Source organism: Algoriphagus antarcticus (assembly GCF_002150685.1).
GTDB classification, from domain to species: Bacteria; Bacteroidota; Bacteroidia; order Cytophagales; family Cyclobacteriaceae; genus Algoriphagus; species Algoriphagus antarcticus.
The window spans coordinates 75,091-93,687 of sequence record NZ_MSSW01000003.1 but is presented as its reverse complement, the minus strand read 5'-3'; the positions used below and the strand labels follow the sequence as shown (position 1 = coordinate 93,687).

9 protein-coding genes and 2 CRISPR repeat arrays are annotated in these 18,597 nt (G+C 39.2%); of the genes, 2 read left to right on the top strand and 7 right to left on the bottom strand.

Annotated elements, in window-relative coordinates; all coding sequences use genetic code 11:
- Positions 1-175 precede the first annotated feature (175 nt).
- Positions 176-1,744 (bottom strand): sulfatase, encoded by a 1,569-nt coding sequence (locus tag BVH04_RS02585; protein WP_086539768.1) that lies wholly within the window; start codon positions 1,742-1,744, stop codon positions 176-178.
- Between the two features lie 369 nt (positions 1,745-2,113).
- Here BVH04_RS02585 and BVH04_RS02580 point away from each other — a divergent pair, with 369 nt between their 5' ends.
- Both BVH04_RS02580 and BVH04_RS02575 read left to right on the top strand, forming a co-directional pair.
- Positions 2,114-3,424 (top strand): APC family permease, encoded by a 1,311-nt coding sequence (locus BVH04_RS02580; RefSeq protein ID WP_240510811.1) that lies wholly within the window; start codon positions 2,114-2,116, stop codon positions 3,422-3,424.
- A gap of 230 nt (positions 3,425-3,654) precedes the next feature.
- Positions 3,655-4,762: a CRISPR direct-repeat array (repeat unit 46 nt; unit sequence GTTGTGAATTGCTTTCAAAATGTATCTTTCCAGTGGAAATCACAGC).
- Positions 4,763-4,856: 94 nt separating this feature from the next.
- Positions 4,857-5,084 (top strand): hypothetical protein, encoded by a 228-nt coding sequence (locus tag BVH04_RS02575; RefSeq protein WP_240510810.1) that lies wholly within the window; start codon positions 4,857-4,859, stop codon positions 5,082-5,084.
- A 205-nt stretch (positions 5,085-5,289) separates the two neighbouring features.
- Here BVH04_RS02575 and BVH04_RS02570 read toward each other — a convergent pair whose 3' ends face one another.
- From BVH04_RS02570 to cas9, 6 genes are all read right to left on the bottom strand, one after another.
- On the bottom strand, positions 5,290-6,879 hold the full coding sequence (locus BVH04_RS02570; protein ID WP_169714343.1) for a toll/interleukin-1 receptor domain-containing protein: 1,590 nt from the start codon (positions 6,877-6,879) through the stop codon (positions 5,290-5,292).
- A 1-nt stretch (position 6,880) separates the two neighbouring features.
- Complete coding sequence (locus tag BVH04_RS02565; protein WP_140160505.1) at positions 6,881-8,047, bottom strand: hypothetical protein; 1,167 nt, start codon at positions 8,045-8,047, stop codon at positions 6,881-6,883.
- Positions 8,048-8,141: 94 nt separating this feature from the next.
- Positions 8,142-12,131: a CRISPR direct-repeat array (repeat unit 46 nt; unit sequence GTTGTGAATTGCTTTCAAAATGTATCTTTCCAGTGGAAATCACAGC).
- Positions 12,132-12,278: 147 nt separating this feature from the next.
- The gene (gene cas2 / locus BVH04_RS02540; RefSeq protein ID WP_240510809.1) at positions 12,279-12,584 is read right to left on the bottom strand and encodes a CRISPR-associated endonuclease Cas2; all 306 of its coding nucleotides are present in this window, start codon (positions 12,582-12,584) and stop codon (positions 12,279-12,281) included.
- A 34-nt stretch (positions 12,585-12,618) separates the two neighbouring features.
- Positions 12,619-13,512 carry a type II CRISPR-associated endonuclease Cas1 gene (gene cas1, locus BVH04_RS02535; RefSeq protein WP_086539759.1) on the bottom strand — a complete coding sequence of 298 codons (894 nt, stop codon included), beginning with the start codon at positions 13,510-13,512 and terminating at the stop codon, positions 12,619-12,621.
- 63 nt (positions 13,513-13,575) lie between these two features.
- A complete protein-coding gene (locus tag BVH04_RS02530) occupies positions 13,576-14,175 on the bottom strand; it encodes a transposase (protein WP_086539758.1) in 600 nt (199 codons plus the stop codon).
- 16 nt (positions 14,176-14,191) lie between these two features.
- Positions 14,192-18,481, bottom strand: coding sequence for a type II CRISPR RNA-guided endonuclease Cas9 (cas9, locus tag BVH04_RS02525; protein ID WP_086539757.1), 4,290 nt, complete (start codon positions 18,479-18,481; stop codon positions 14,192-14,194).
- Between the last annotated feature and the right edge of the window lie 116 nt (positions 18,482-18,597).

Genomic DNA, 18,597 nt, shown 5'->3' with positions numbered 1-18,597 from the left:
AGGGAAATAAATCTCTCATAAAATTCAAACTTCAAAAAATTAACTATTACAAAATAGTTATACTTCCAATCAACAATCCGGTGACATTGCTATTTTTACTGGAAGTGACACAAACTACCTGATTTGCAAAAAAATGAGATACTAATCGCAAAAATCCAGTAGCTAAACTTTCACTTCAATCCTTGGTCACCTTACTCCCCCACCAATCCGCATTGGGCTGCCAATCTGGTGCAAGCATCTTTACCCGCTCTGCTTCCAATGCTGGCATTCTTTCGCTTTTGTTTTTGTCCAATACCGCTTGGTGTAGCTCCTCATCATACTCAGGATCCAAAGTAGGCTGGTTGGCATCGGTTTCAGCAAGCCACTTCATCAATTTTCCTGAAAGCCTTTGCACCTCTTTGTGATTCTCTGAAGCAAGATTGCTCTGCTCGCTTGGATCAGTTGCGAGGTTATAAAGCTCTGCACTTTTATCCTCCCAGTAGTAGATCAGTTTCCAATCGCCTTCCCTGATGATAGAGCTAGGATCACCACCTTGGTTGCCATAGTGCGGATAATGCCAATATAGCGCCCGATCAGCCATTTTCTTACCCATCATCGCCGGTGCCAAACTTAGGCCCTCCATATTTGCATTTTGAGGCATCTCTACTCCTGCCAACTCTAAAAGCGTAGGGTATAAATCAATGCCACTAGCTGGTGTATCGAGTCTAATCAACTCTTTCTGTCCCGGTATTTTGATAAAGTAGGGAACGCGCAAGCCACCCTCCCATTGATAGCCCTTACCTCCTCTTAGTGGTAGATTAGAAGTAGAATAAGCATCCCCGGAAGCTACCCCTCCATGATCTGAAGTAAATACCACAATCGTATTTTCTTCCAATCCCTGCTTTTTCAATGTTTCCAACACAACTCCAACTGCATCATCCATCGCCTCCACTAATCCCGCATATACGGGATTGTCTTGAACTTGCCGGATTGGAAGTCTTCGCTCCATAGTAAAGGCATGATCAGCTAGGCCATTTGCTGCTGCTTTCGCTCTGTATTTTGACCATTTCTCCTCCGTAGTCTGAATGGGGCCATGCACTGCGTAAAAGGATAGCATCGCAAAAAATGGCTTTTGATGTGTCCCTTCTATGAATTTCGCCGTTTCATTGGCCAATCGCATACTTAGATTTTCACCATCAGGGCCTTGCTCAAGTTTTGGGTTTTCATAGGGAGCAAAATATCCTCCCATGGGGCTTCCTGCTGAATATCCACCCTTATTGATATCAAAACCATGATCTTCTGGATACGAACCCTCTCCTCCCAGATGCCATTTTCCTGCAAAAAAAGTCTCGTAACCTGAATCTCTCAAAGCTTCCGGAAGTGTCACAAAGGATGACTTTAATGAATGCTCATAGTTGGGAGGCAAAAGTTTCGTATGCCGACCATATTTCCTCCAGGCTTCACCCTCAGGAGCTCCGATCCAATCGGTAATATGATGAACAGCAGGTGTGACTCCGGTCATGATACTTGCTCGTGCAGGGCTGCATACAGGTGAAGCTGTATATCCTTGAGAAAACTGATAGGACTTGGATGCCAATTCATCAATATGCGGAGTCTCGTAAAAGGAACTTCCCGTCACACTCAGATCATGATACCCCAAGTCATCCACAAGGATGAAAACTATATTGGGTTTGTCAGGAGATTGGGCGTAAGCCTGAAAAAACCCGAGCATAAGCCCAGCTATTGGAATAAATTTCTTCAGCATAAGGAGGTTTATTGTTGGATAGAAAAACTAAGATGGGCAAGATCGATGAAAATCAAAAAAGGAATGTGATAGGCAGGGGGGAATTTTATATGAACCTCCATGCATCATGTGTCTATTTCCAATGGCGAATTGCTTTCAAAATGTGCTTTTCCAGTGGAAATCACAGCTCACGCAACCTTCTTGGAAAACTGACATGTTTTGCTCCAAACCAAGTAACAAATCTAAACCGAAATGAGTAGGACATTTCAAAATGTGATATAGCGTCGAATACTAACTAGCATCTCGATAACATATTTGAACATTGGTAATCCCCCCAAAATCAATTTTCGAATTATCTTGCCAAAAATCTTTTTCAAAAACCACCTACACGTGCAAGATAAACCAAGCGAAGAAGCTCAAGAAAAACTACCCAGAAATCTAGGCCTTTGGGGGGTATGGATGCTAGTAGTCAATGGATTGATTGGTGCCGGGATATTTGGATTGCCTTCGGGAGCAGCCAGACTTGCCGGTGAATACAGTGTGTTGATCTATGTTTTCTGCGCGCTCTTGATGCTGCCTGTGATTTTGAGTTTTGCTGAGATCGGCAGTTACTTCCGGGGTACAGGCGGACCTATCCGATATGGCAAACTGGCTTTTGGTTCATTTGTGGGTTTTCAGGGAGGTTGGCTGTACTACCTAGCTCGATTGATTTCGTTTGCTGCGAATACCGTCTTGCTTACAGACAGCATCGCCTATTTTTTTCCTATCATGGGCGAAGGGATTGGTCGACTGATTTCATTGGCCTTGACCTGCGGGCTTCTCAGCCTGATCAATATCCTAGGCTCGTCTGAGTCCATTCGATACATGACGCTCTTTACTATTATCAAATTTTCTGTTTTGATCGGATTGATATTCGGAGGATTCTTACTGATCGGTCCTGATGTCATTCCTCGATTTGATAGCCCTTTGCCTGCTGGCTCGGACTTGGGTGCAGCTACGTTGCTTTTGATCTATGCTTTTGTAGGATTTGAGGGAGCGATCGTGCCTGCGGGTGAAGCCAAGCACCCGAAGCGAGATATGCCTTTGGGATTAATTCTTGGCTTGGTCGTCGTTACCACGATCTACATGCTGATCCAATTGGTGTCGCAGGCTGCCGTGCCCACTTTGGCAGAAAGCAGCAGCCCACTTCTCGACGCTTCGTCAGCACTTTTTGGCAGCACAGGAGCTGTAATTCTGATGATTGGCGTAGCCACTTCTGTCTTGGCAAACCTCATAAGCTCGATGTTTTCCGCCTCGAGAATCACCTATGCTTTGGCTTTGGAAAAATCCCTTCCTGCGTGGTTTGGAGAGGTAAGCAGCAAGTTTTTAACTCCAGCCAATTCTGTTTTCTTCTTTGGAATAGCCGCTTTTGTCTTGGCTGCGATGGGCTCCTTTACCTTCTTGGCCGCCATGACAGTATTGTCCCGATTATTTCTTTTTATTATGACCTGTGCAGCGATTCCGGTTCTGAGACCAAGATTTCGTGACCAGGGCTACTTCATACTCAAAGGCGGCTACCTCATTCCAATACTGGGGATTTCAGCTTGCCTTTGGCTGATGCTTCAGGTGAGTTGGACCTCCATTTGGCTCACTGCGGTTTTGATTGGGATTGGAACAGGCTTGTATTGGTTGGGAAAATATCAGAAGCGAACCCATCCCTAACCAGCTAATCCTATTTCGCCCCATTCCCAGTTAGGCTTGCGATCCGAACAGATATTTGATAATCACATGGTTGATGTTGGTATGCTAGGTAATTTCGGAGGCTAAGAAAGAAAGTCCCTTTCTCAGTGTAGTCTATCATAGCGTTCCTTGGTTTCAATTCCGATAAGGTGCGATTGAAGGAAATCGTGGAGTCTTTGGTAGGTACGAAACAAACTAGTCAGGTCTAGTCAATTGTGAATTGCTTTCAAAATGTATCTTTCCAGTGGAAATCACAGATAGCGCGCGCGTGTCGCGCGTGCTATGGTGTTGTGAATTGCTTTCAAAATGTATCTTTCCAGTGGAAATCACAGCCAGAAGGGAGTCCACATCCACTCGGCAGGAGTTGTGAATTGCTTTCAAAATGTATCTTTCCAGTGGAAATCACAGCGACACCAAAAAAGATTGCAAAGATACAGTAGTTGTGAATTGCTTTCAAAATGTATCTTTCCAGTGGAAATCACAGCATGGAGGATGTGGAGACGTTTCCCTATTGGGTTGTGAATTGCTTTCAAAATGTATCTTTCCAGTGGAAATCACAGCATGCTCTTTTTGCGGCTGGATTGTTAAATCGTTGTGAATTGCTTTCAAAATGTATCTTTCCAGTGGAAATCACAGCTAACCCGGCGCCTTAAGGAAATAGAGAACGGTTGTGAATTGCTTTCAAAATGTATCTTTCCAGTGGAAATCACAGCACTTAAGCCTTTCCGAATCAACCTATCCAAGTTGTGAATTGCTTTCAAAATGTATCTTTCCAGTGGAAATCACAGCAGGGGTTATGTTTAAATCGTTCTGTAAATAGTTGTGAATTGCTTTCAAAATGTATCTTTCCAGTGGAAATCACAGCCAATCCGTCAAAGCTGTCATTTCCCCCAGGGTTGTGAATTGCTTTCAAAATGTATCTTTCCAGTGGAAATCACAGCATTCCCAGCCCTATCAAGCGAAGGCTTCCAGTTGTGAATTGCTTTCAAAATGTATCTTTCCAGTGGAAATCACAGCTAACTAAAAAGATCAATAAAACAGATACCGGTTGTGAATTGCTTTCAAAATGTATCTTTCCAGTGGAAATCACAGCGATGTGATTAACTCTATGTATGTAACCAAAGTTGTGAATTGCTTTCAAAATGTATCTTTCCAGTGGAAATCACAGCACCGCACAGGTCTTCACTTTCACGGGCAACGTTGTGAATTGCTTTCAAAATGTATCTTTCCAGTGGAAATCACAGCAGCATAACCGAATTAATACAGAGTATAAGGTTGTGAATTGCTTTCAAAATGTATCTTTCCAGTGGAAATCACAGCACAAGCTGGTGCTTTAGCCAATGACAATGCCTTATTGCAGTATGCTTTGCAAATTCATTCTGTAGAAGCGAGACATGCGGCTCAGGTAAGACGGATGCGTGATGAAAAAGGGTGGATTACGCAATCTGAAAACACATTACCAGCAGCATTTGCAGCTGTTTATGGAGGCGCAACGCCTGAATCAGACAAAGTTCAGGGTGGCGTTAATTTAGCAGGAATGTTTGCTAATTTTGGAGGAGACGATGCGCTTACAGAAGCGTTTGACGAACCATTAACAATGGATGAGGTACTTGCCATAGGTGGTATCTTTATTATAGGTTAAAAAATATTTTGTGTACAAAAACCGTCTTTCAATGGCGGTTTTTTTTTTGGAATACATTGGCATAAAAATCTTCCAGTCTTTCACAATAAAACACTTGGGAATTGAAAAAAATAGGGTTTTGTAATATCCTTACTGCAAGAAAAAGTATTATTACTAGACTATTATAAATGATTGCCAGAAAGTGCCCAAGCAGAACAAGGCCCTCCTATTTCAATAAGCTCTCCCTAATAGCTTCCATAAATTTAGGATTTACCGTAATGTCCAAAAAATTGATGTGCGTGTAGATTTGTGGCACACAATTATAGGAGAAGGCAATCGGTATAATTTTTAGCAGTTTTTCAACGGAACGTTTATAGGCCAAATCCATTTCGTTTTTGCAGTGGTTTTTTCCGTAATATTCTTCAGAAATTACCGGAATGAAGACTTTGGAGTCTACAATGCCCCACATATATTTGGAGGTAAAGGCTTCGCCAACGCCAATGCTTTTTTCATCAAAAAAAATGTTGAGGCTTTCGCCATTTTCTTTTTTGAAGGTTTTTAAGGGTTCATAAACATTTTGTTTGATCCAGGCGCTGTTGCCATGGGAATAGCTGATAAACACATCGTATTTTTCGGCACCTTCCGCTACGCCCGTTACCAGAAATTTATAAGCAAAACGCCAGGTCAATAGTACCGCAATCAACATCCCTAATAAGGTTAGGCCAATGGGGATGATTCTATCAAAAGTATAAATGAGCATGCCATATAGCACAAAAAAGATCAGACTTATGATAAAGGCAAGCACTGCCAATGTTTTGGGTTTGGTTTTCAATGCAGTAATATATTTGAACAGCAATGAAAAAACAAGGACTATAAACAAACTAAAGAACAAGGTCTGACCGATGATAATCGCCAAATTGTTCATGGGCTGTTTTACCATTTTTTGATCCACCAGTTTCTCATTGAGTGCCCACGCCATAAAATAGGTTCGGGGGGTTTCAATATCTTCTTGGTAATCATTTTTGAGATCGCCCACCAAGATAAATTTATCATCGATATTCAGGGCTGGACTAAAACTTCCCTCCATACCACTGCCATCAGGAATCTCAAAGCTGTAGGTTTGTTTCTCCATGGCTTCAATAGGACCTAAAGGCGAAACCAATTGTTCAAATTCTGGGGTTATCTTGGACCCTTGTCGATCTAAGTTGACGCGTTTTATGATGGATTCAATTTGGACAGAGTCTCTAAATCCGGTTTGCAAGTAAATATCAGAAGGATAGGTGATCAAATTATCGTGAGCTATAAAACCAGATTGTAAGCGCCCTCCTGTAAAGACACTGTCATACAACACTCTGGCCTGCCCAGCATCATTGGATTGAAATATGGGCAATTTATCAAAATAATCCTTTAGACTATAGACCGCATAGACCTTTTCATTCTTGCTGGTTAATTGTTGCACAGCTTCTTTTAAAGCCTGCAGTTGAACGGTATCTTTGGAAAAGGAAATATCCAAGAGAATGGCTTTTGGATTTTCATTATTGGCGTGGTGCGCGTTTACGGTATTGAGAAACGCAATGATTTTGTCTCTAAATTGTTTTAAGGAAGCATCTTTACTGTCGAGATCGGGCTTTTCAATATTGACTACCGCAATTTGATCTGAAAGATTGCTCTCATAGGCATCAGCATCAATGTACAATGCTCCATATAATGAAGCATCCCACTGTTTCCAAAAACTGGTAAGCGTCAAGGACAGACCGAGAAGCACAAAAAATGTGATCAAATAAATAGCGAGACGTTTAAACGTAATGAATTTCATGTTAGAGGTGGCTATGGTAATCGTCTGACGCTTGGTAATAATGATCGGCTTGTGAGGTTTGGTCCAAAAGGTCATAAGACCAGCCTAAATATTCGTTGATGTCAACCAGTTCATAGCACAAGTCCCAAGCATAATCATAATCTTCCAGCTCCAAAGCATAGTTGTATTCTTCAGTATATTCATCTAACACTTCAGTTAATGTTTGAATAATTTTCTGTGCAAAATTGACCCCTTCATTAAAATCTTCCTCGTTAGAAGAATATCTCAGGGCTTCAGCGAGATATAAATAAGATTCCAAAAACATCAAATCCTCAGGATTAGCTTCAGAATTGTAATAAACCGCTTTACGCAGTGGTTCTATGGCCTGATCATACTGTCCATTATCAAGGTATAATTCGCCCAAGAGGGTAAAGTCGTCCGCCATCTCTTCCATAAAGAAATTACCTTGCCCCTCCTTTTGATTGATTTCTTGTTCAAAAGCCTGCAATGCCTCTTCGTAGGTTCTGTAACTTATAGAGTCAACATTACCAGCAATATATTCTTCTCCTGCACTGCTGTAGATTTTTTTGGTGGTTGTGAGTTCACGCCCTTCACCTCTGTTCCCTCGTGTCTTTTCATTTTTTGCAGCCTCATTGATACTAATAGGAACTTCTTGAATGATGGCAATTGTACCTTCTTCTGTCGTGAATTTTGCTTTTTTACTCTTTTGAAAAGCTTCTACATAAAACTCTGTGCCTTCAGCATGCGCCCAAGTATAGCCATTGCCCGCTTTATAAAAACCAAGTTTTGACTTGACATCCTTAAGCACGTGCTTCACCCGGCCCGTCAACGTCTGCGCCACCACACCGTTTTTGACGATACTTACTTTTAGCACAGAATTGGGGTCCATGATTTGCGTCTGCCCTTTATAAAGAATAGCGATTGACGTGTTAGCTGGAGTTTTGAATGTTGTTCCTGAATTGTAAGGTTTACTTTGATCATAAGGAACAATGCCCGTAAATGGCGTTCCGTTTGGGGCAATGATTGTTAAATTGACAGCATCTGCAGAATTCCCATTAAATTGCATCCCTACAATTTGAAATTGGGCGTTGGCAGATAGCGTGAAAAATGTAACAAAATTAAAAAGTAGGAATTTGAAAAGGGGTCTGATTAGTTGCTGTAATGTCATAGCCAAGAGTTTCATTTTTAATGGATTAGAAACTGAAGATAGTAAAAAATTGGTTTTAAAAATTCAGATCTTTTCAATAAAATAATGGCGAGCAGTTGTGAATTGCTTTCAAAATATATCTTTCCAATGGAAATCACAGCAGGTACGCAAAACGATTCGAATGTTCTATGTTGTGAATTGCTTTCAAAATGTATCTTTCCAGTGGAAATCACAGCGAAAATAACTTTCATACTTTCCTGTCGCTAGTTGTGAATTGCTTTCAAAATGTATCTTTCCAGTGGAAATCACAGCTGTTAAACCAAAACATTCTACTACCACAGGTTGTGAATTGCTTTCAAAATGTATCTTTCCAGTGGAAATCACAGCTAAAGAATCTTTACCCAATAATACTAGTATGTTGTGAATTGCTTTCAAAATGTATCTTTCCAGTGGAAATCACAGCCAAATAGGGGATAAGCAATAGAAGAGGCAGGTTGTGAATTGCTTTCAAAATGTATCTTTCCAGTGGAAATCACAGCGTACTATCCGTTCCCAGCTTGGCAGTCAAAGTTGTGAATTGCTTTCAAAATGTATCTTTCCAGTGGAAATCACAGCGTTTGGATTATCGGTATTGAATAAGAAGCCGTTGTGAATTGCTTTCAAAATGTATCTTTCCAGTGGAAATCACAGCACTATCAGATGGATCGCGTCAAAACTTTCGGTTGTGAATTGCTTTCAAAATGTATCTTTCCAGTGGAAATCACAGCCCACTTGAACCACGATAGACACCAGCACGCGTTGTGAATTGCTTTCAAAATGTATCTTTCCAGTGGAAATCACAGCAAAAAGCAAAAAAAGAACTGTAAAAAAGTGGTTGTGAATTGCTTTCAAAATGTATCTTTCCAGTGGAAATCACAGCTGAAGCGATTGAAGGAAAAAGGTTATATCAGTTGTGAATTGCTTTCAAAATGTATCTTTCCAGTGGAAATCACAGCAACATGGTAGAACGTACGTACATATTCATAGTTGTGAATTGCTTTCAAAATGTATCTTTCCAGTGGAAATCACAGCGCTGCGCTTCTCCGGACTGCTGCACATCTCGTTGTGAATTGCTTTCAAAATGTATCTTTCCAGTGGAAATCACAGCGCTGACCTATTGCATCCGCGCGAGCACCTTGTTGTGAATTGCTTTCAAAATGTATCTTTCCAGTGGAAATCACAGCTTCTATGGGGTGTTATAGAACATTATTGTTGTTGTGAATTGCTTTCAAAATGTATCTTTCCAGTGGAAATCACAGCAATCTCAAGAAGTATTTAAAGTTTTTATCCGTTGTGAATTGCTTTCAAAATGTATCTTTCCAGTGGAAATCACAGCGCATGGCTGATGCATCGAGGTGTGTTCCGTGTTGTGAATTGCTTTCAAAATGTATCTTTCCAGTGGAAATCACAGCGGAACGACTTACTAGGAATAGGGTCTTTACGTTGTGAATTGCTTTCAAAATGTATCTTTCCAGTGGAAATCACAGCTTTATGGAAGGTGCTGAGCGCACATCTGTAGTTGTGAATTGCTTTCAAAATGTATCTTTCCAGTGGAAATCACAGCAAATAACGGTGTTGGAAAGAATAGACAGCTGTTGTGAATTGCTTTCAAAATGTATCTTTCCAGTGGAAATCACAGCCCGCTGGCATTGCACCTAACACGTTTATATGTTGTGAATTGCTTTCAAAATGTATCTTTCCAGTGGAAATCACAGCTACTCTGCCCAAATCTTGTGGGTCTTTCTTGTTGTGAATTGCTTTCAAAATGTATCTTTCCAGTGGAAATCACAGCAGGGTTCTTGAAAGATGAAAATAAAATTGCGTTGTGAATTGCTTTCAAAATGTATCTTTCCAGTGGAAATCACAGCAACGGCCTGCTCTGCATCAATGAGTTATCGTTGTGAATTGCTTTCAAAATGTATCTTTCCAGTGGAAATCACAGCTTTGCAGTTGCTGGCACTTTGGTCGCCTCAGTTGTGAATTGCTTTCAAAATGTATCTTTCCAGTGGAAATCACAGCAGCTTCAGCAGGATTCAGGCAACACGGTAAGTTGTGAATTGCTTTCAAAATGTATCTTTCCAGTGGAAATCACAGCCATTAAATACGCAAAGGAATTGTCCAATGGTTGTGAATTGCTTTCAAAATGTATCTTTCCAGTGGAAATCACAGCTCACGGATGAAATGGCCTGTAAGACCGTTCGTTGTGAATTGCTTTCAAAATGTATCTTTCCAGTGGAAATCACAGCATCGCCCCTGCGGTTGTTATTGTAGTAAGGGTTGTGAATTGCTTTCAAAATGTATCTTTCCAGTGGAAATCACAGCCCTGACTGCTTTCATAATCAACCGAATCTTGTTGTGAATTGCTTTCAAAATGTATCTTTCCAGTGGAAATCACAGCAGAAATCCTTTTCAGCGTGTGGTTTAAGGTGTTGTGAATTGCTTTCAAAATGTATCTTTCCAGTGGAAATCACAGCTAATGAATCCTTTAGCCCCTTCATTCTCTAGTTGTGAATTGCTTTCAAAATGTATCTTTCCAGTGGAAATCACAGCCAGCGACAGAGCGACCGAGAAGCCAAACCAGTTGTGAATTGCTTTCAAAATGTATCTTTCCAGTGGAAATCACAGCTGAACAGAAGTATTTTCAATCATGGCAGGGTTGTGAATTGCTTTCAAAATGTATCTTTCCAGTGGAAATCACAGCTATCTTCCATCCAGATCTTTAGTTGATAGAGTTGTGAATTGCTTTCAAAATGTATCTTTCCAGTGGAAATCACAGCTTTTAAAAAATGGAGTGTGTCTTTTCAACCGTTGTGAATTGCTTTCAAAATGTATCTTTCCAGTGGAAATCACAGCTTTCATAAAATGAAAACCGTTTTGTCCTTAGTTGTGAATTGCTTTCAAAATGTATCTTTCCAGTGGAAATCACAGCCAACAAAGAATATTCCAACGCTTGACCAGGGTTGTGAATTGCTTTCAAAATGTATCTTTCCAGTGGAAATCACAGCGCCCCTAGATTTGCCTCGGTACGGATCATTGTTGTGAATTGCTTTCAAAATGTATCTTTCCAGTGGAAATCACAGCCCCATGTTCTCGTAAATGCCGAATTGAAGAGTTGTGAATTGCTTTCAAAATGTATCTTTCCAGTGGAAATCACAGCCCTTTGTTTTAGGGGTTGAAGTTCGCCTTTGTTGTGAATTGCTTTCAAAATGTATCTTTCCAGTGGAAATCACAGCATATTCGTGGAGACAATGTTCTTAAGTACAGTTGTGAATTGCTTTCAAAATGTATCTTTCCAGTGGAAATCACAGCTGGCATTCTGTAAAGCTCAAGATCCGATCCGTTGTGAATTGCTTTCAAAATGTATCTTTCCAGTGGAAATCACAGCGCTGTTTGATCATCTTCGTAGACATCAGTAGTTGTGAATTGCTTTCAAAATGTATCTTTCCAGTGGAAATCACAGCTCACGTATGCGCCTAGCTGTCAAAGAAGGTGTTGTGAATTGCTTTCAAAATGTATCTTTCCAGTGGAAATCACAGCATAAAAAAAAAACAGATAATAAATAGCGTGTTGTGAATTGCTTTCAAAATGTATCTTTCCAGTGGAAATCACAGCTGGCTTTGGCAAATTGGTTTCCCCTCCTTAGTTGTGAATTGCTTTCAAAATGTATCTTTCCAGTGGAAATCACAGCCTTCTCCTATTGTCTTGTTCATGTAGAATGTTGTGAATTGCTTTCAAAATGTATCTTTCCAGTGGAAATCACAGCTTCGAAGGGTTGATCGTGAATAGCCACCCGGTTGTGAATTGCTTTCAAAATGTATCTTTCCAGTGGAAATCACAGCCCATATCCATCGTGAGGATGCAGGGATCCAGTTGTGAATTGCTTTCAAAATGTATCTTTCCAGTGGAAATCACAGCGAAAGTTTTAGGCCAACTTTCGGCGACTTGTTGTGAATTGCTTTCAAAATGTATCTTTCCAGTGGAAATCACAGCGCAAAGGCTTACATGTTGGAAGCAAAGACCGTTGTGAATTGCTTTCAAAATGTATCTTTCCAGTGGAAATCACAGCATACCCCACGCTAAGTGGCTGGTATGCTGTTTTTTATGCTCGTTTTTAGGAAAATAAAAATTGGGTCTTTTGGTGCTCTATACCTGTGCTAACCCGGCATTATCTTTTCCAATCCTCCGAGGTGGATTAGAAAAGTTTACAGACAATCTAAAAAAGTTCTAACTGCTGAACGGGTTGTTCCTTCTCTGCAATAGTTTTCCCATGAAATAATTCCATCATCCCAAACTGTCGATCTGTAATCTGCATAATACCCACCTTCCCCTTTGGTGGGAGATTTATCCTTACCCTGCGTGTATGCACTTCGGCATTTTCTCGACTGGCACAGAATCGCATATAGATCGAAAACTGAAACATTGCAAATCCATCATCAAGTAATTTCTTACGAAAAGATGAAGCGATTTTTCTATCTTTTTTCGTCTCGGTGGGCAGATCAAAAAATACTAAGACCCACAAACTTCGATATTGATTAAGCCTTGAATAATAATTCTCATGCATATTCCGGATAAATAATCTTTCGACTGATCCCTGCAAAACACTCATAAAGTGAATTGCTCGTTCGACTGGCAGCTACCATCAACGGGCTTTTCTGTCCGTCAATTACCACATCCAAAGCTGGAATTGTCAGCAATTCTCTTTTAAGCTCCACAGTCAATTCGTCATAGCAATCTTCAGTCTCTACGATATGTGAAACTACCAAATCCACATAGGGACGATATGGCTCCATAATATCATCCGCTAGACAATACGCATTGTACTTGTTGTGATGCCAAATCCCCACGTTTGGCAGTAAACCTGAAGAAACGAGCGCCCTTGCAATAATGCCCCGCAAAATTGCATAACCATAATTCAACAAATTGTTTGGAGGAATGCCTGATTGACCCCTGTTGAAATCCGGAATATCAAATAAGCTCTGCCAATAAATAGCTGCGGCCTGAGCCTCATGATTTCCTGTATCTCCCGAATTCACATTTTTTGACAGATACTCCATTCGCTTACTTGGTTTCCCTTTTTCCTTTAGTAACCCATGTTGATTTTCAATTTTAGCAGTTACAGTTTGTTGCCAAAGGTTCTTTTTAAGTGGTAGGCTAGCATTCAATTGATGTCCAACTCGCTCCACTTGTTCGGTATGTCCATGCATAGGGAGTAAAAGCCCATCAGGAAGATGCTGAGCATTGCAGGTAACGACAGCTACCTTTCTATCTATAAGTTTGCAGAGCAGCCCATTCGTAATTGTAATTTGCTGGTGCTCTAACACAAGCATTCCAATGTCTTCGATAGGTACAATCCGATCTGGTTTATCATCTGGGAATGAAATTAAAATCTGCTCATTTTTTGTGCTCAGGTAAGCAGGGTTACCGAAAAAAAGTGTTCGTTTGATCATAGATAATTTCGTTAATTAGAAAAGACCTGCCGGGTTTTGAAAACCCGGCAGGTCTCGCAGTTTCTATTCAAAATTCTTATTGATTAGGCTTTCTTTCTTCAATTCTATCATCTCGTTTTGATGATCCAAACCGTCAAAGAAGTTAAAGTAAAAATCTCTATTCAGTAAAGACCTTTTTTCCATTGTCTGATAAGCCTTCCAACTCGACCATTTCCAATCTTTCAACTCCTTCGCAAAATCATGTTTAATTGGATTCAAATGGATATATAAAAACGTATCCTGCCATTGGCTTTCTGTTAAAATTGGTTTTCGCTTAAAGTTTTTAATGAATAGGCTTCCTTTTCTTTGGTATCTTTTATTGAACGCTTTGGTATAACTGTTGAAAAAATTGCTGAATGCTTTTGTTATGGGAAATTCTGAAGCTTTGGCAATTGATTTATCCAGACCTGCCAGGTTTTGAAAACCTGGCAGGTCTAACGAATCCTTGACTCCCACCAACAAGTGAAAATGATTAGGAATCAAGCAATAGGCATAAGTATCAACTACACCACCCAAATACTTATCGTATTGTTGAAGAAAAAATCGATAGTTTTCCTCCTCTCGAAAAATATTCTCCGAGCCATTTGCGTGATTGTAAATATGGTAGGATTGGCCTGATTCCATTTTTTATAACTGAAAATTAATACTCTCCAACTTTTACAATTTCTCCCAAATGGTTCAAGCGAACTTTAACAATTCCATTTATTCCAGATAGTCCTTCACGCTTCCAAGTAGCGCCTTTCAATTTTGAATTATCTTCAACATTAGTTTCAAGGTGATGTCTAAAAAAATAATCCTTTAAAGTGAATTTTTGCACCCTAAACAAATTGGGACTAATGACTTTAACATTTTGGGGTTCTAATAGATCAACTTCATTTGGGTCAAAGCAAGTATTTGCATTCGGAAATACGAAGCATTCATTTTGCTTCATCGTAAATAAAAACTGCCAACCCATGTGATCATTGAACACTCTATCAATAACTGGCAACCTTTGATTCACCCTTTCTAGTGCTTCGAAAAAGGAAACAACCTTCTCCTGAAGGACTCCATCCCCATCCTTGTATATAGCTACATGATGGTTATTTCCAGTGCTCACAAAATCAACTGGTACCTGACTTCCTTTCTTATCTAAGATATTATTTCCAAAATGATCCTTTTTATAGTGTAAAGGTTCTGCATTTTTGACGCCGCTTATGGCAATCCTCCGAATGGAAATCCCTTTATCCTTGTTCAGCCAAATTGGATTTTTGTCTAAGTCAGAAAAAGCTTTTTTAGAATCGCCTCCAAATTCTAACAAACGACTTAATAGAATTCTTTTAGTGCCAATGTCTATTACTTTCTCAATTGATTTTTCATCCTTGAAGTTCTCAGGGGTTACATCCTTACGGATAGAAAAATCCTCTTCTAGCCAAACCAACTTTATTTTTTCAGGAAGTATTTCTGTTTTTTCAGTATTTAGGTAGATAGGCTTTTTGCTTGGTGAATTCTTCCCACTAAATGCTTTCAATGAATCGTTCCCGTTTTCGGAAAGTCTTTGCAAAAGAGCTTGCTTATGTGTTGGATTGGCGACTCTTCCAATTATCGCCAAATCAAACTTTGCCCCAACTTTTTCCACTTTGCCAGTGTAGTATTGATACTTCCCATAAACCGTTTCTTTATGCAATTGCCCCCTAGGTGTGAGTTCAACTTTAACTTTTTCTCCTTTGTCTGTTTTTGTTCTATTCTTATTTTTGGTAACGACCTTATTTTTGGCCTTATGTGACACTAACACATTTTCTAGATGTTCTTTTGCTTGTTCCCTAAAATTTGGGATTGGCAAATTGAATATTCGCTTTTTATTTCCCCTGTCATCAATTGATATGTGTGTTTCCTTAGACTCAATCCCAATAATATTTTTATGCAGTTTTTTGGATTCGTTCTTTCGGGCATTGAGGTTATTCAAATATTGAATATGGTTGTGTTTTGTAAAGGCAACTGTCAAAGCATCCATTGCGTGATGCCGATGATCATTTCTTTTACTCCAACCCTTGATACGTTCTTTGAAAGTTCCATCCTTCTTCTCGACCATTTCAGTCAATCCAAGCTTTTTGAACTTTTCAAAATTCAATTCTTGCATAATATTAATCAAGTCCCAATCCTCACGTAGCTTATTAGTTACACTACCTGTGGTGGTCAATACAGAACGACTAATCTCATAAAGCATGTTCTTTGCTTTTTTAGCGATATACTGACTATCCCGTAAATCGCGTTCGATAAATCCATCACCTATTTCCGTGTCCTTCTTAAGCAATTTTTGATATTTAGCCCTAGAAATACCTTCATCCTTATTTCTTTTGTTCAAATCAAAAAGACTTGATATTCTGGATTCAAAATCTTCAAGACCTTTTTCTCCAAATTTGCTTTCCAAGTAGTCGTAAGCAGTTTTATTCCCTTTATCAAGATTATCCTTTCGAAACACAACTGTCTTATTAGAAAAGCTATCGTCGAATAATTTTGATTGTGGAATAATGTGTTCAATATCAATTTGTTTACTAAATAGTATTTCCCTGGGGATGTACGTGTCGGTATATAAGTCCTTATATCCATTGCTCTTTAACTCCTCATATAAGCGATACCTGATGATGTCATTTCGACTAGGGTTTTTTACTCCGAATTCATTTTGTAAGAGTTTGAATATTTTATCATGATTGGTTTTTGCCGCATTGATGCTCGAAGTCATCTCGGCGCGCTCTTTAGCATTTTTCTTCAAGTCACGAGCAAGTTCAATCCGTATTTCGTCGAATTTGAAATACTCAACAATATTCCCATTTTCATTCCTTTTGCTATTCTTCTCGATCAATGCATTTACCACATTGACCACTTGATTTAGGATTTTTTCAACTACAGGGTTACGAAGGCTATTCTTTTTAAGTATTTCTAATTTGTCCTTGTGAGGACGATTAGCAATCTCTTCTTTTGTCAATGAAGATGCAGAATGCCGGTATCCTGCTAATTCACAAGCAGTACTATAATCATTCTCTTGGATGAAAGGATATATCTTTCGAATAGCTTTACTACTCAAGTTCCCGTAATCATCAGACAAAGACACATTAGCCAATACTTGGCTATGGGCCCTTTTAAATCCGAATTTCTTTTCTAACAACTCGTATAACTTTTCATTTCCGCTAGCCGATTCATCTCCCTCATAAGAATACAGAAGATGCCAAAGTTGATAAGATAGTTGCTGTTCAAATGCTTTACCATCTAGCTCAGGATCAAAGTCCAAGATTGCTGTATCGATTTTTAAGGTTTCGAAAATCTGTTTGATCATATTTTGAATCTCAGATGCAGCGATCTGCATATCATCCAACTCAACTTCGTCTTTATTTGATTTTACTTGCAATAAATCCTTGACATCATATCCTTCGATATCGAGTATTTTCAGGTAGGCTTCATACAAAGCTTTATTAGTTCGATTACCTTCCAAAACCGAATAATTAATTTCCCAATCTTGATTTTTGTATCCCAATAATTCAAGTACCGTCTTGGCAGACAAATTCCCCTTTAAGTTCAATTCCTCAAAGAGATGCTTTTTTGCTTCTAAATCGAATGCAAATATTTCCTTCGCTTCTTCAAATAGACTGCCTTGTTGCTCATTTTTTGTCTTTCGCTTTTTACTCCCTTTTTTCTTGATTAGAACATTCTGAAGCACCTGCCAAATCTTAAATTCTTGAAACAATGGCGAAGACTTTGGTACTACTTTAAGCCCAATTGTTTTCTTTTTACCAGTTTCTATTTCAATTTCTTTACTTTCAAACTCACAGAAACTAACCAATCCTTTTTGGGACTTCAGCTTTCGCTGGTAAAAAATTACAATGTCTCGAATTTCTATTTTTAGCTCATCGGTCAATTCTGGATGATGATTTTTTTGTTCGCTCCATATTACTTCAAACTCATCCAAATAATCTTGACGGTAAAAAACTTGATTTTTCAGCTGTGTATGCGGGTTTTTGAGCAATTGCTTGAACAGATATTGTCCAACAGTCTCTTTGTTGAAATAAAGCTCTTTGCTTCTATCTGAAATTGCACCTAGATATCCGCTAGAATTATTGAGGTTGTTATTGATCTCTGTTATTACATAAGCCACTTCCTCTTTTTCTAATTGTTGAGAAAAAGCTTCGCTTCGCCACTTATAGGCTTGAACTTTCTTCTCCTCTCTAGTTCCTTTATTTTCAGCTGTATTAAATTGGTATTTAACCCAAAAAATAGCTGAAGTAGCCCTCAGCCCTTTTCCTTCCAATTCTTTCTTGAATTCGTCGGTTAAAATCCCCGGATAATACTTCTTTTGGAAAGCCCATACCTTATCCAATTCTTCTTGTAAATCTGAACGATAAAAATCCGGGATATGCTTTTTGCCTTCTTGCAGCATCTTATAAGCAAATTGACCGGGTGTAAGCTTTTCCTCATAAAGTCTTTTAGCCACTTCCATTCCATCAATCGCTTGCCCCTCGTCTTCATTTTTAGCTTTACGACTGCTTTTGTAGCCTCTCTTTTTATTGATCGCCAAAAGTACTCTTGCCAAATCATCCTTTTCAATTTTCTCTGTAGCAGATTGAGATCTCAATCTCCAAGTCGAATGGGTAGTACTTTTACCATCCTCCGCCAGTTTTGTTTCTCTTGTAATGATATTGGCTTTGAATAAAGCATGAATCAGATTAGCTCTTCTATCTTGATATCGATCCAAATTTCTTCTAGCTCCGCGTTTCAGTGTACGATCCGCATTTATTGTTATTGGCTTACCTTTTTCGAAATTCGTTTGCTCATCCGTTGTAAGCGGATTAACCCTAACTCCTATTTGTTTAATTATTGATTTTAAAGAGTCTTCACTTTCAATCACATGAGCAAAGCCAATTGAAGTCGTGCCTAAATCAAGGCCAAGAATATTTTTCATATTGTTTTAAAAATTAAAGTTTAAGCCTATATTTCAGAACATTTTGAAAGCAATTCACAATAAGGATTATTCCGTTGTGAAAACATTAAGCGCCTCGCCTTTCTGCGGGGCATTTT